This is a genomic window from Pseudomonas sp. ADAK13 (assembly GCF_012935715.1).
Lineage (GTDB): Bacteria > Pseudomonadota > Gammaproteobacteria > Pseudomonadales > Pseudomonadaceae > Aquipseudomonas.
Map to the genome: position 1 here is coordinate 3,509,595 of NZ_CP052860.1, position 13,326 is coordinate 3,522,920.

Genomic DNA, 13,326 nt, shown 5'->3' on the forward strand with positions numbered 1-13,326 from the left:
AGCCGAGAAAAACCGGACATTGGGCAGCGAAAGTTGACCTAAGTTCTTTACTTGTAGCTGGATGCGTCGAACTTGTCGCGGCAACGCCCTATAATGCGCGCCGGTTTTTGGGGTAATGGTCATGAGTACAGAAGATCCACGGTTTGCCGGCGTCGCCCGCTTGTATGGCATTGAAGGCCTGGAGCGCCTGAAGGCGGCCCATGTGGCCATCGTCGGCGTGGGCGGTGTGGGCTCGTGGGCGGCGGAAGCCATCGCCCGCTGCGGCGTGGGCGAGATTTCGCTGTTTGACCTGGACGACGTTTGCGTCAGCAACAGCAACCGCCAGTTGCACGCGCTGGACAGCACCGTGGGCAAGCCCAAGGTCGAGGTCATGGCCGAGCGCCTGAAGGGCATCAACCCCGACTGCACCGTGCATGCGGTGGCGGATTTCGTCACCCGCGAAACCATGGCCGAGTACATCACGCCCAACATCGATTGCGTGATCGACTGCATCGACAGCGTGAACGCCAAGGCGGCGCTGATTGCCTGGTGCAAGCGGCGCAAGATCCAGATCATCACCACCGGCGGTGCGGGCGGGCAGATCGACCCGACGCTGATTCAGGTGTGTGACTTGAACCGTACGTTCAACGACCCGCTGGCGTCGAAAGTGCGCTCTACGTTGCGCCGCGACTACGGCTTCTCCCGCACCGTGACCCGCCATTACAGCGTGCCCTGCGTGTTCTCCACTGAACAGCTGCGGTATCCGAAGCCGGACGGCAGCATCTGTTTGCAGAAGAGTTTTGTCGGGGATGGCGTGAAGCTGGACTGCGCCGGCGGGTTTGGCGCGGTGATGATGGTCACCGCGACCTTCGGTATGGTGGCGGCGACCAAAGCGGTGGACAAGATTGTGGCCGGCGTGCGCCGGCCTTCGGATCGAGTGAAGGCCACATAACTCTGTGCTCCGAGCGAAGATCAAAATGTGGGAGATTCTATGGTTGAGGGGCAACCCTCAACCAACCTTTGGTTGGTATTCGCTTTGTCCTTTCAGCAATGCAAATACCACTCGAGCAAGCTTACGGGCCAGCATTACCAGTACCTGAGTGGTGCTATAACCCCGCGCCCGTTGTGCTTGATAAAACTCCTTCCATGCAGCCGTTCGGCTGGCCGCCATTGCTGCGTTGTGCAAAAGACGACGCGCTTCTGAGTCGCCACGCTTGCTCAAGCTGCGACGATTATCTTTCTGTCCTGACTTAGAAACGCGTAAATCCATACCCAAGAAAGCGATAAACGCGTCCGCGTTTCTAAAATCACCGCGTTGGAAGCTGGTAACCAAACGGGCCCCAGTCAAAAAGCCGATACCTTCAACTTTCAGGCAACGCTTTAGTTGATCCGATAGTCCAGCTTCTTTCAGCCGATCAGCGATCATCTTTTCAATCAGGCTTTCTAGCTTTTGCATCGACTTCATTTGCTCGGCAAAAGAGGCCTTCAGCAACGGCTCATTCGCCCAACTTTGAGTCAGGCTGACGCGTGCCTGAACCAGCGCCGCCCGGCGACGAAAAAGACTCAAAAGCTGGCGATACAGGGGAGATGGCGGCGTCCAGGGCGAAGTTCATCGGCTTCGTTTTTTAGATAGCGAGCAAGCAACTTGGCATCCTGGGCGTCGGTCTTAGCCCGGATATTCACACCTTTACGATAATGGCTGAGCTCATAACCGCCCACCATGTAGATCACGCAACCAGCTTCATAGGCCAGGTCAGCGAACTCCAGGTGATATATGTTGGTCGCTTCAATCGCAACGGACACAGCGCCCGGCAGGGCTTTCAGCCATTTTTTAATGGCGGTTTTGTTGTTGGGGATCACTTCCAACAGGTCGAGCTCGGCGTGGTAAATCACCAGCTCATTTTTAGCAACATCGACGCCAATGATCGGCTTTGAGACAGGAACTGGCATTGCCATGAGACTTCCTCCGGGCTATGGTTTTGAGCACTTGAAGGGCTCACCCAGAGGCGCAGGCTTGTTCCTATCGTCGGTCATAGCCAGATGCATTCTTTATCGGCGCTTGGGTGAAAGGAGGAGGGGCGAAATCTCCCACGGTCTGTACTGCGCCAACAGTCAGAATCGGGCTTTGTCCCTCCTCCTCCCTTCAAGTCCTAGCATACAAGCGGGCTTGCTCGCGAACGCGGTGTATCAGTCGACCTATCTGGTGACTGACACTCCGCCTTCGCGAGCAAGCCCGCTCCCACATTTAGTTTTGTGTGAGGCTCAACTTCCGCATGCGCTGAAGCACTGCATTCAGACCATTGCTGCGTGACGGTGATAGCTGCCGCGACAGACCCAGTTGATTGAACCAGTCGGGCAAGTCGACCGCCTGCAACTCAGCGGCAGACAAACCGTTAACCCGTGCCAGCAACAACGCCACCAGCCCGCGTATCAGCCGCGCATCGCTGCTGGCGGCAAACTGCCAGTGGCCATCCTGCAAGCGCCCCACCAGCCACACCAGGCTTTCACAGCCCTGCACCAGGTTGGCGTCGACCTTGTCTTCATCCGGCAACGCGGGAAGACGCTCGCCCCATTGCATGAGCAGGCGGGCGCGTTGCTCCCAACTCCCGACCACCTGAAACGCCTGCAGCGCCACAACGGCCTCCGCCGGCAAGCTCATCGCAGCATATCCAGGGCCTGATCCAGCGCTTCAAAAAAACGCTCCAGGTCATCGGAGTCGTTATACAGCGCCAGCGACACCCGAATCGCCCCGGAGAGCCCCATCTGCTTGAGCAGCGGCATCGCACAATGATGGCCGGCGCGTACGGCAATCCCTTGTTCAGTCAGCAAGTGGGCGAGGTCGGCGTTGTGCACGCCGTCCACCACAAAGCTGGCCAGGGCCACCTGTGGCAAACCCAGCAGCCGTATGCCCTTGCGTGCTTGCAAGCCACGCAACAGGTAGTCGTGCAGGGCGGCTTCGTGGGCCATCACCGCGTGCAGGTCGAGGGAACTCAGGTAATCCAGGGTCGCACCCAGGCCGATCACGCTGGCGATTGGCGGCGTCCCGGCTTCGAAGCCGAGGGGGGCGGGGCGGAAGCTGGCGCTTTGATAGTCAGCCAGTTGCACCATCTCGCCACCAAACTGCCAGTGGCGCAGGTGATGCAGGGCCTCAGTGCGGCCATACAGCACGCCAACGCCATCCGGCCCGTAGAGTTTGTGGCTGGAAAACACGTAGAAGTCGCAGCCCAGTGCCTGCAGGTCATGGCGACCGTGGACGATGCCCTGGGCGCCATCCACAACCGTCAGTGCGTCGTGGGCCTTGGCCAGCGCCAACAACTGCGGCAACGGCTGCCAGGCGCCGAGCACGTTGGACAGTTGGCTCACCGCCAGCAGCCGGGTACGCGGGCCGATCAATTCGGCGGCAGCTTGCAGGTCGATCAAGCCGTCTTCGTTAAGTGGCAAAACCACCAGTTCCAGCCCGCGACGCTTGGCCAGTTGCTGCCACGGCAGCAGGTTGGCGTGGTGCTCCAGGGCGCTGATGACAAGCTCGTCGCCCGGGTTGAATAAGTGCTCAAGGCCATAGGCCAGGAGGTTCAGCGCTGAAGTCGCGCCATGGGTGAAGATGATTTGCCCGTCGTCGCCGACGTTCAGCCACTGTGCCACCTTGTTGCGGCTGTCCTCGAAGGCCTGGGTCGCGTGGGCGCCCGGCAAATGCTGGGCACGGTGCACATTGGCTGCGCCATTGGTGTAGTAATGGCTGATGGCGTCCAGCAGGGCTTGAGGTTTTTGCGTGGTGGCGGCGTTGTCCAGATAAGTCTGGTCTTGCCGTTGCAGGGTGGCGATGGCCGGAAAATCGGCGCGCCAGGGAGAGGGCACAAGCATGGTGATCAAGGCTCGTATAAACGACCCGCACCGGGAAGGTACGGGCCGTCAGTGGCATCGAGTCGCTGCTTAGTTGTGAGCGTGCAGCGCTGCGTTCAGTTCGATGGCCGATTTGTGGGTTTTGCATTCCACGGCACCGGTCTCGGAGTTGCGGCGGAACAGCAGGTCCGGTTGGCCGGCCAGCTCACGGGCCTTGACCACTTTAACCAGTTGGTTGGCCTCGTCCAGCAGCGCCACCTTGGTACCGGCGGTCACGTACAGGCCCGACTCAACGGTGTTGCGGTCGCCCAGCGGGATGCCGATACCGGCGTTGGCGCCGATCAGGCAGCCTTCGCCGACCTTGATCACGATGTTGCCGCCGCCCGACAGGGTGCCCATGGTGGAGCAACCGCCGCCCAGGTCCGAACCCTTGCCGACGAACACGCCAGCCGATACGCGGCCTTCGATCATGCCCGGGCCTTCGGTGCCGGCGTTGAAGTTGACGAAACCTTCGTGCATCACGGTGGTGCCTTCGCCCACGTAGGCGCCCAGGCGGATACGTGCGGCATCAGCGATACGCACGCCACTCGGCACCACGTAGTCGGTCATTTTCGGGAACTTGTCCACCGAGAACACTTCCAGCAACTCGCCACGCAGGCGGGCTTCCAGTTGGCGCTCGGCCAGTTCGGCGATGTCGATCGCGCCCTGGCTGGTCCAGGCCACGTTCGGCAGCTGCGGGAACACACCGGCCAGGCTCAGGCCGTGCGGCTTGACCAGGCGATGGGACAGCAGGTGCAGCTTGAGGTACGCCTCAGGGGTGGAGGTCAGCGCGGCGTCTTCGGCCAGCAGCGTGGCGACCAGCGGGGTGTGGCTTTCAGCCAGGCGGCTCAACAGGGCGGCTTGGGCGGCGTCAACACCTTTGAGCGCGTCAGCCAGCTGCAGGGCCTGGGTGACGGTGAACGTAATGGCCTGGTTGCCTTCGGTGTAACCGAGGATCGGTGCGATGGCCGCGATGATTTCAGCCGAAGGGTTGAGCAGCGGTTGTGCGTAAAATACTTCCAGCCAAGCACCTTGGCGGTTCTGAGTGCCTACGCCGAAGCCCAGGCTGAACAGGGAATTGGACATGCTGTTACCTCTACAAAAATGGAGTGGGCTGGCCTACTTGAGGGCCGCCGAATAACTATCTGGCTTGAAGCCAATCAGGGTTTTGTCACCGAGATCAAGCACGGGGCGCTTGATCATCGAGGGTTGCGCGAGCATCAATTCAATGGCTTTCGCTTGGTCGAGATCGGCTTTGCGTTCGTCTTCGAGTTTGCGAAAGGTGGTGCCCGCACGGTTCAAAACCACCTGCCAACCGTGCTCGTTGCACCATTGGGTCAAGTGTTCGCGGTCGATACCGGCCGTCTTGTAGTCATGAAACTCATAGCTGACAGCGTGTTCATCGAGCCAGGTGCGCGCCTTTTTCATGGTGTCGCAGGCTTTGATGCCGAAAAGGTGCAACGTTTTGCTTGAAGCGGTCAAGGAATTGCCCCCCTTTGGGCTGACGGAGATGAAAGGCCACGGATTATGCCATGGCCAGCGGCTTTCGGCGCCGCTCGTCACAACTGCGTGTTGCTGCGTGCGACTTTTGTGCAAAGGCCATCGCGCAGCATAGGCGGCTAATATGGCACTTCAACGGCGAGTTGTTGCCTGATGTGTGTTGTTGCAAGTTGATTGTCTGGGAATCCCGCGTTATGCAAACCGCTTACACCGTACTTATCCTGCTGATGCTGGTCAGCGTTTCGCGTCTGGTCGGGCGTGTTATCCCACTGCCGTTACCTCTGGTGCAAATCGCCGCCGGGGCCTTGTTGGCCTGGCCGACCCTGGGGCTGCATGTGGCCCTGGACCCTGAGTTGTTTCTTTTCCTGTTCCTGCCGCCCCTGCTGTTCTCCGATGGCTGGCGCATGCCCAAGCGTGAACTGTGGCGCCTGCGCGGGCCGATCCTGACGCTGGCGGTGGGGTTGGTGCTGTTTACGGTGGTGGGCGCCGGTTACTTCATTCATTGGCTGTTGCCGAGTATTCCGTTGCCGGTGGCCTTCGCCCTGGCGGCCGTCTTGTCGCCGACGGATGCCGTGGCGGTGTCAGCCATTTCCCAGAACCGCTTGCCCACGCCGTTGATGCACATGCTTCAGGGCGAGGCGTTGATGAATGACGCATCGGGCCTGGTGACGTTCAAATTCGCCCTGGCGGCGGCGCTGACCGGGGTGTTTTCCCTGGCTGATGCCAGCCTGACCTTTGTGCTCGTCGCCGTCGGTGGCCTGGCTATTGGTGTGGCCTTGAGCTGGCTGGTGGGCCGGCTCCGGTCCTGGATGATCGCCCGGGGCTGGGACGACCCGGCGACGCACGTGGTGTTCATGTTGCTGCTGCCGTTTGCCGCTTACGTGCTGGCGGAGCGCCTTGGCGCGTCGGGCATCTTGTCGGCGGTGGCCGCAGGGATGATGCAAAGTTGGCTCGACCTGCTGCCGCGCCAGACCAGCACCCGGCTGCTCAATCGCAGTGTGTGGTCGCTGCTGGAATTTGCGTTTAACGGGTTGATCTTCCTGCTGCTGGGCCTGCAACTGCCGGACATCATCAAGGCCGTGGTCAGCCACGAACCGACGCTGTGGCCGACGTTGCTGTACCGCTGCCTGGACGTGATCGCGATTTTCCTGGTGTTGGTGGTGTTGCGGTTTATCTGGGTGCAAAGCATCTGGCGCCTGTCAGGATTGCTCCGGCGCCTGCGTGGGAAAAGTGAACTGACACTGGTACCGACCGCCCGTTCCTGCTGGCTGTTGACCGTGGGTGGCGTGCGAGGTGCGGTGACGTTGGCGGGTGTGATGTCGGTGCCGTTGTTGTTGGCGCCGGGCCAGGATTTTCCTCAGCGTGACCTGCTGATCTTCATCGCCGCCGGAGTGATCCTGCTGTCGCTGGTCGCCGCCTGCATCGCCTTGCCGTTGCTGCTGCGGGGCATTGAAAAGAGTCCGGACGACAAGCGTCGCAGCGAGGTGCGTGACGCCTGGAAGAAAACCGCTGAAGCGGCGATTCATGCCCTGGAGGCCGAAGAACCTGCGGAAGCGGCACCCCAGGATGCCGCCCAAGCGGCGTTGGCCACTGAGCTCAAGGCGCGGTTGATGTCGGAGTATCGTCATCAGTTGGAAGTGTTCAACGACTCTGCGGAAGCCCAGGCGTTGGCGTTTCAGATGGATCAACTGGAGCGCAAGTTGCGACTGAAGGCGTTAAGAGCACAGCGTTTGGAGTTGTATAGCCTGAGCCGTCATCACCAGATAGGTGATGACGTGTTAAGGGAAGTGCTGGCTGATTTGGACATGAGTGAGGCGAATTTGGGGCATATGAAATGACCCGGTAAACAAGGGCTGGTGATGCTCGATATCGTCGCTAACCTTTGTGCTCAAGATGATGTATCAGGTGGGGTGGATGGGTGGGTTCTGTAATGGATGTGGGTAGTTTGGTGCTGGCGATTTTTTGTCGAGTGGTGGATAGAGGGAGCTGACAAACTCTATATCTTTTGCGGAGATAGTATTGGGGATAAAGTCAACCGCTCTGCCGGCTTCGTATTTGTATTTATAATGCATGATAGAGTCTTTGTCGTAGGGGGAGAATGTGTGGTTGGCATCGCGTTTTATAGCGTCTTCTCTTCCTAGGTTGGGGTCTTCAAGTTTTCTGTCTGGATGCGCATGTTCATGTTCCAAGCCTAATACATGTCCCCATTCGTGCATTATTGTATCTTCCGTATTCTCCTCGGAACCTCGAGTGCCGATTGTGACGTGAGCTTTATCGTGTGGGTGTAGTTTTGCCTCGGTGCCTATCCATGAATAACCACCCGACATTGCAGGATCTACTTCGATTCTTATATCGGCGTTTTTCGGATCATCAATGAATTCGAACGTGAGGTTTACATGAGGTGCCCACTTATTTATATTTTTTTCGATGAGGGCTTTATCTTTTTCATTGACGTCAACAAACCCGATTTTAATGGTTGAGCCTTGTGGCCAGAGATATCGATCGTTGGCGGCTCCTCTGGTTTTTCTGGTGCTGGCTGAAGTACTCGAGGTTTGATCGTCGTTTGGTTGTATTGAGTAGTTAGAAGCTGCGTATGAGGAGGATGTGTAACTGTTGAGGGGAGTCGCCATTGGTAATGTCCTTCACTTTCCTGATTGTTGAATTTTTAGTTATTGAAGAAACACAAAATTATTGATTTTGCCTGTAGTGATCTTTGTCAGTCCTTCCTGATGAGCAGTTTTTTTGCTGCGTGACGGTTAGTTATATCTATTCAGTGATAGGAGGGTAGAGCGTGCGCATGAAAGCTTTATCGCCCTCTGATATTTGATTGTTTTCAGAGCGAGAACTGCCGTCGGCTTTTGTCGAAAAAACGTAATGCATGACGGAAGACCTATCGTATTTTGATGTCGTAACATCTGTACGTGGATAAGTCGGAAAGCCCAGTAGGTAGTCGGAGTCCGGCAGTTGCCTGTCGGGATGTTGATGCTCATGCTTTAGGCCTAATGCATGTCCGAACTCATGTATTATCGCGCCTTCCAGTTCTTCCTTGTCGCCTTGCAATCCAATGGCCATTGTGGGTTTGTCGATAGGTATGGATTTTGCTGATGTCCCTACGTTTGACCAGCCGCCAAGAGTTTCAGGTTCTGTTGCTATGCGTATATCGCCTTCCTTTGTATTTACAAATTCAAATTTCAGGTTGGTGTAAGGTGCCCACTTGTTGATGTTGTCCTTCATTAACTGTTCCTGGTCATTCGTCATGCCCAGCAGGGATATTGTGATGGTCGAACCCTGTGGCCAGAGTAACTTGGGATCTGCCACGCCTCGTTCGTTTCTGGCTACAGGAGGCGGGTTTGCATTCGAGTAATCTTCGACGGGGTCCAGATTGTTTGGAGATGGGTATGAAGTATTAAATGCTGAGGGGTAGTGGGGCGCAAGCGTCGTCATGTTTTTAATCTCGAAAGGATAGTTTCATTTTCTATTGGTCAATGGTTTCAATTTTCTTGTACTCACTGCCTAGCGCCCTATATTGGAATTTATTGTGGGAATAGTTCCGCTGAACGTGTAAGCGAATATATTTTTCGAGTGGAAAGACGGCGGCGTTCTAAGTAGGATTTTTTACCCGATACGCTCTTGGAAGGGGCGTGTGTTTTATCATCGTGGCCCGAACTGCGCCGGGCTGTGCGGGCTTTAGTGAAATTACTGTTTGCGTAGGGGACGTTCGCGTTGCCCGTTCCAGTTGGGTATTGTCGCTGCAACAACTGTTCTTCAATTTCCGGGTAGCCCAACACCTTGAGTTTTGCAGTCTGAGGCGGCATCACGCCATTGGGGGCGATGTATGACGGCAGGTGTTGGCTATTCGGTATATATCGGCGTATTGAACTGCGGCACGTGTTGGGGAGGGTTGATCATTGGCGTTTCCACCCAGAGGTTTTGGAAGCCTGTGGGTGGCGCTCATTACGCCCGGATTTCCCCGTCCGGGCGCGTTTGGGAAGGCGGTAGGCGGGTTACCGGTTTCGGATGACGTATGAGCGAATCCGCTCTGCCGCTTCCACACACTCTGCCAGCGGCGCAACCAGTGCCAGGCGTACACGCCCGGCGCCCGGGTTGAAACCGTCCACTTCCCGTGACAGGTACGAGCCCGGCACCACGGTTACGTGTTCTTCCACGAACAAGTCGCGGCAGAAAGCGGCATCGTCACCGTCCACGTTCGGCCACAGGTAGAAGCCACCGTCCGGCGCTTGCACATCCAGCACTGGCTTGAGAATGGCCAGCACGGCATCGAATTTCTCGCGGTACAGGTCGCGGTTGGCCTGCACGTGGGCTTCGTCCTGCCAGGCGGCAATGCTCGCCAGCTGGGTTTGCACCGGCATCGCGCAGCCGTGGTAGGTGCGGTACAGCAGGAAGCCCTTGAGGATCTCGGCGTCACCGGCCACAAAACCCGAACGCAGGCCCGGCAGGTTGGAGCGCTTGGACAGGCTGTGGAACACCACGCAGCGCTTGAAGTCCTGGCGACCCAGTTCCACGCAGGCGCTGAGCAGGCCCGGTGGCGGGGTTTGTTCGTCGAAGTACAGCTCGCTGTAGCACTCGTCGGCGGCGATCACGAAGTCGTATTCGTCGGCCAGGGCGATCAGCTTTTTCAAGGTGTCGACTGGGATCAGTGCGCCGGTCGGGTTGCCGGGGGAGCACAGGAACAGGATCTGGCAGCGTTTCCAGATGTCCGGCGACACCGCGTCGAAATCCGGATTGAAGCCGTTTTCATCCAGGCACGGCAGGTAGTGCGGCTTGGCCCCGGCGAGGAAGGCCGCGCCCTCGTAGATCTGGTAGAACGGGTTCGGGCTGACCACCAGCGCGTCGTCGCCACGGTTGACCACGGTCTGGGTGAAGGCGAACAACGCTTCACGGGTGCCGTTCACCGGCAGGATGTTGCGCGCCGGGTCGAGCCAGCCCTTGGGCACGCTGAAACGGCGTTCGCACCAGGCACCAATCGCCTCACGCAGAGCGGGGATGCCCAGGGTAGTCGGGTACACCGCCATCTGGTCCAGGTTGTTGGCCAGCGCATCGGCAACGAACTGCGGGGATTTGTGCTTTGGCTCGCCGATGGACAGGGCGATCGGGCGTTTGTCCGGGTTCGGCGTGACGCTGCCCAGCAGGACGCGCAGTTTCTCGAACGGGTAGGGCTGCAGCTGGTTCAGGGCATTGTTCATCGGTGGATCTCGTTCAATTCATTGGAAGCTGAAAATGGGCGGTCGGTCAGATGCTCAACCGTGACATCTCGACGCCAGTCTCCTGGTTGACGCTCAACTGCTGGACGATGGCTTCCTGCAAGCGTCGGCACAGTTCAGGGTCGGAGAGCGGCTGGTTGTCGGCATCGGTAATAAAGAACACGTCTTCTACCCGTTCGCCCAGGGTCGCAATCTTGGCGTTCTGCAACGACAGGTCGAACTCCAGGAAGATCGTGCCGATCCGCGCCAACAGGCCCGGGCGGTCCGGCGCGCTGAGTTCCAGCACGGTCACCGGGCGCTGGGCGTCGTTGTGGATGGTCACCTCGGGGGCAAACGCAAAGTGCTTGAGCTGGCGCGGTACCCGGCGCTGGATAATGGTCGGGTAGTCGTCGGGATTGCGCAGGGCGTCGGTGAGGCCCTTGCGGATCTTTTTCACCCGCTCCGGGTTGTCACCGATGGACTCGCCTTCAGTGTCGAGCACGATGTAGGTGTCGAGTGTGAACTGGCTGCTGGAGGTGATCACCCGGGCGTCGTGAATGTTCAGGTTGAGCTGGTCCATCGCGGCCACGGTCACGGCGAAGAAGTCGTGCTGGTCCGGCGCGTAGATGAAAATCTGCGTGCCGCCCTCGAACTCGCGCTGGGTGGTTTCCTTGATCAGCACCAGTGGCCCGCCATCGGTCGGCTGCTGCAGGATCGCGTCGCTGTGCCAGGCCACGTCGCCGGCGGTGTGGCGCAGGAAGTAGTCGTCCCCCAGTTGCGACCAGAGTTGCTCGACGTCATCCGGGTCGTTGCCTCCGCGCACCAGGATATCCAGGGCTGCGCTCTGGGTGCGACGGATCTGCTCCTCGCGGTCCACCGGGTTCTCCAGGCCGCGACGCAGCGCGCGCTTGGTCTCGGTGTAGAGCTGGCGCAACAGGCTGGCACGCCAGGAGTTCCACAGCGTCGGGTTGGTGGCGTTGATGTCGGACACGGTGAGGACGTAGAGATAGTCGAGACGGGTTTCGTCGCCGACGATCTGTGCGAAATCGTGGATCACCTGCGGGTCGGACAAGTCCTTGCGCTGGGCGGTGGTGGACATCACCAGGTGGTTTTGCACCAGCCACACGATCAGGCGGCTGTCCCACAGCGGCAGTTGGTGGCGCTGGCAGAACGCCTCGGCGTCTACCGCACCAATTTCCGAGTGATCGCCGTGCCGGCCCTTGCCGATGTCGTGGTACAGGCCGGCCAGGTAAATCAGCTCGGGCTTGGGCAGGCGCGCCATGAGCTTACTGGCCAGTGGGAATTTCTCTGACACCTGGGTGTACTGCAGCTTACGCAGGTGTTTGATCAGGTTCAGGGTGTGGGCGTCCACCGTATAGATGTGGAACAGGTCGTGCTGCATCTGCCCGACGATAAAGCCGAACTCCGGCAGGTAACGCCCCAGAATCCCGTAACGGTTCATGCGCCGCAGATTGCGGTGGATGCCGATCTTGCACTTGAACAGCTCGATAAACAGGCTGGTGTTGCGAATGTCGTGGCGGAAATCGTCGTCGATCAGGTGACGGTTTTCCCGCAGCAAGCGAATGGTGTCGGCGCGCACGCCCTTGATTTCCGGCTGCTGGGCCATCAGCACGAAGATTTCCAGCATGGCGAACGGCGTGCGTTTGAATACGTTGTCGTTGCGTGCCTCGATGTAGCCATCGTGCAGCTGGAAGCGTGAGTTGATCGGCTGCGGTGGCGCTTCGTCTTCCGGGGCCAGGATCACTTCTTCGAAGTGCTGGATGATCAGGTCGCTGAGCTGGGCAATGCTCATCACCACGCGGTAGTACTGCTGCATGAAGCTTTCGATGCTGGTCTTCGCATCCTCGCCTTCAAACCCCAGCAAGGTGGCGATGGAGCGCTGGTGATCGAACAGCAGGCGGTCTTCGGAGCGCCCGGCCAGCATGTGCAACGCGTAGCGCACTTTCCACAGGAATTCCTGGGAGGAGGCCAGCAGGGCGTTTTCGCTCTCCACCAGAAAGCCTTCCCCGGCCAGGGCCCGCAGGTTCAGGGTGCCGTACTGGCGACGGGCAACCCACAGAATTGTCTGGATATCCCGCAGCCCGCCCGGGGAGCCTTTGACGTTGGGTTCCAGGTTGTATTCGGTGTCGTTGTACTTGTGGTGCCGGGCTTTCTGCTCGGCGCGCTTGGCCAGGAAGAAATCCTTGCTCGGCCACATGTGCGCGGTACTGGTGACCTCCAGCATGCGCTGGCGCAGGCGCTCGGGGCCGGCGATGGTGCGGCTTTCCATCAGGTTGGTGATCACCGTCAGGTCGGCGCGGGCTTCCTGGGCGCATTCGTCCACCGAGCGCACGCTTTGGCCGACTTCCAGGCCGATGTCCCATAGCAACGTCAGAAAACGCTCGATGGAATCACGAAAGATCTCGTGGTCGGCGCTGTCGAGCAAAATCAGCAGGTCGATGTCGGAGTAGGGGTGCAGTTCGCCGCGGCCGTAGCCGCCGACCGCCACCAGGGCGATATCGGCGTCTTCACTCCAGATGAACTGTTCCCAGGCCTTTTGCAGGATATTGTCGACGAACCAGGCGCGGTCCTCGATCAGCCGGCGAATGTCCCGGCCGCTACGAAAGCGCGCGTCGAGCACTTCGCGGGCCTGACGGATGGCCTTCTTGAAGGCGGCAATAGGGCTTGCCTTCAGCGCCAGTTCCGCCTGGAACTGGCCACGGTCAAAGAGTTCGGGATCCACCTGGGGCATCGATCGGTTTTCCTT

The 13,326-nt window shown here is 58.9% G+C and carries 10 protein-coding genes and 1 pseudogene; 2 read left to right on the forward strand and 9 right to left on the reverse strand.

Annotated features, from left to right (window positions below; genetic code table 11):
* Positions 1-121 precede the first annotated feature (121 nt).
* Positions 122-931, forward strand: a complete 810-nt coding sequence (gene tcdA, locus HKK54_RS16200; RefSeq protein ID WP_169387220.1) for a tRNA cyclic N6-threonylcarbamoyladenosine(37) synthase TcdA — start codon at positions 122-124, stop codon at positions 929-931.
* A gap of 57 nt (positions 932-988) precedes the next feature.
* Here tcdA and HKK54_RS16205 read toward each other — a convergent pair.
* From HKK54_RS16205 to HKK54_RS16225, 5 genes and pseudogenes are all read right to left on the reverse strand, one after another.
* Positions 989-1,935: pseudogene (locus tag HKK54_RS16205) on the reverse strand (IS110 family transposase).
* A 289-nt stretch (positions 1,936-2,224) separates the two neighbouring features.
* Positions 2,225-2,638, reverse strand: a complete 414-nt coding sequence (locus HKK54_RS16210) for a SufE family protein (protein WP_169387221.1) — start codon at positions 2,636-2,638, stop codon at positions 2,225-2,227.
* Positions 2,635-3,840, reverse strand: coding sequence for an aminotransferase class V-fold PLP-dependent enzyme (locus HKK54_RS16215; protein ID WP_169387222.1), 1,206 nt, complete (start codon positions 3,838-3,840; stop codon positions 2,635-2,637). The genes HKK54_RS16210 and HKK54_RS16215 overlap by 4 nt, the downstream gene beginning before the upstream one ends.
* A gap of 69 nt (positions 3,841-3,909) precedes the next feature.
* Positions 3,910-4,944, reverse strand: coding sequence for a 2,3,4,5-tetrahydropyridine-2,6-dicarboxylate N-succinyltransferase (dapD, locus tag HKK54_RS16220; protein WP_010176763.1), 1,035 nt, complete (start codon positions 4,942-4,944; stop codon positions 3,910-3,912).
* 33 nt (positions 4,945-4,977) lie between these two features.
* Entirely contained in the window at positions 4,978-5,340 is a 363-nt protein-coding gene (locus tag HKK54_RS16225) for an ArsC family reductase (RefSeq protein ID WP_010176762.1), read from the reverse strand.
* Positions 5,341-5,552: 212 nt separating this feature from the next.
* Between HKK54_RS16225 and HKK54_RS16230 the strand changes: the two genes are divergently transcribed.
* Positions 5,553-7,196, forward strand: coding sequence for a Na+/H+ antiporter (locus HKK54_RS16230; RefSeq protein ID WP_010176761.1), 1,644 nt, complete (start codon positions 5,553-5,555; stop codon positions 7,194-7,196).
* Between the two features lie 63 nt (positions 7,197-7,259).
* Here HKK54_RS16230 and HKK54_RS16235 read toward each other — a convergent pair whose 3' ends face one another.
* The 4 genes from HKK54_RS16235 to HKK54_RS16250 form a co-directional block, all read right to left on the reverse strand.
* Positions 7,260-7,988, reverse strand: a complete 729-nt coding sequence (locus HKK54_RS16235) for a M12 family metallopeptidase (RefSeq protein WP_169387223.1) — start codon at positions 7,986-7,988, stop codon at positions 7,260-7,262.
* Positions 7,989-8,124: 136 nt separating this feature from the next.
* Positions 8,125-8,802, reverse strand: coding sequence for a M12 family metallopeptidase (locus tag HKK54_RS16240; protein ID WP_081480150.1), 678 nt, complete (start codon positions 8,800-8,802; stop codon positions 8,125-8,127).
* A gap of 560 nt (positions 8,803-9,362) precedes the next feature.
* Positions 9,363-10,562, reverse strand: a complete 1,200-nt coding sequence (gene dapC / locus HKK54_RS16245) for a succinyldiaminopimelate transaminase (protein WP_010176759.1) — start codon at positions 10,560-10,562, stop codon at positions 9,363-9,365.
* A 46-nt stretch (positions 10,563-10,608) separates the two neighbouring features.
* Positions 10,609-13,311: a [protein-PII] uridylyltransferase gene (locus tag HKK54_RS16250; protein ID WP_169387224.1), complete on the reverse strand. Its 2,703-nt coding sequence runs from the start codon at positions 13,309-13,311 to the stop codon at positions 10,609-10,611.
* Positions 13,312-13,326: the final 15 nt, after the last annotated feature.

Bases quoted from the DNA above. Each gene is read 5' to 3' on its own strand.
- tcdA (WP_169387220.1), top strand. From the start codon at position 122: ATGAGTACAGAAGATCCACGGTTTGCCGGCGTCGCCCGCTTGTATGGC.
- HKK54_RS16210 (WP_169387221.1), bottom strand. From the start codon at position 2,638: ATGAGCTTGCCGGCGGAGGCCGTTGTGGCGCTGCAGGCGTTTCAGGTG.
- HKK54_RS16215 (WP_169387222.1), bottom strand. From the start codon at position 3,840: ATGCTTGTGCCCTCTCCCTGGCGCGCCGATTTTCCGGCCATCGCCACC.
- dapD (WP_010176763.1), bottom strand. From the start codon at position 4,944: ATGTCCAATTCCCTGTTCAGCCTGGGCTTCGGCGTAGGCACTCAGAAC.
- HKK54_RS16230 (WP_010176761.1), top strand. From the start codon at position 5,553: ATGCAAACCGCTTACACCGTACTTATCCTGCTGATGCTGGTCAGCGTT.
- HKK54_RS16235 (WP_169387223.1), bottom strand. From the start codon at position 7,988: ATGGCGACTCCCCTCAACAGTTACACATCCTCCTCATACGCAGCTTCT.
- HKK54_RS16240 (WP_081480150.1), bottom strand. From the start codon at position 8,802: ATGACGACGCTTGCGCCCCACTACCCCTCAGCATTTAATACTTCATAC.
- dapC (WP_010176759.1), bottom strand. From the start codon at position 10,562: ATGAACAATGCCCTGAACCAGCTGCAGCCCTACCCGTTCGAGAAACTG.
- HKK54_RS16250 (WP_169387224.1), bottom strand. From the start codon at position 13,311: ATGCCCCAGGTGGATCCCGAACTCTTTGACCGTGGCCAGTTCCAGGCG.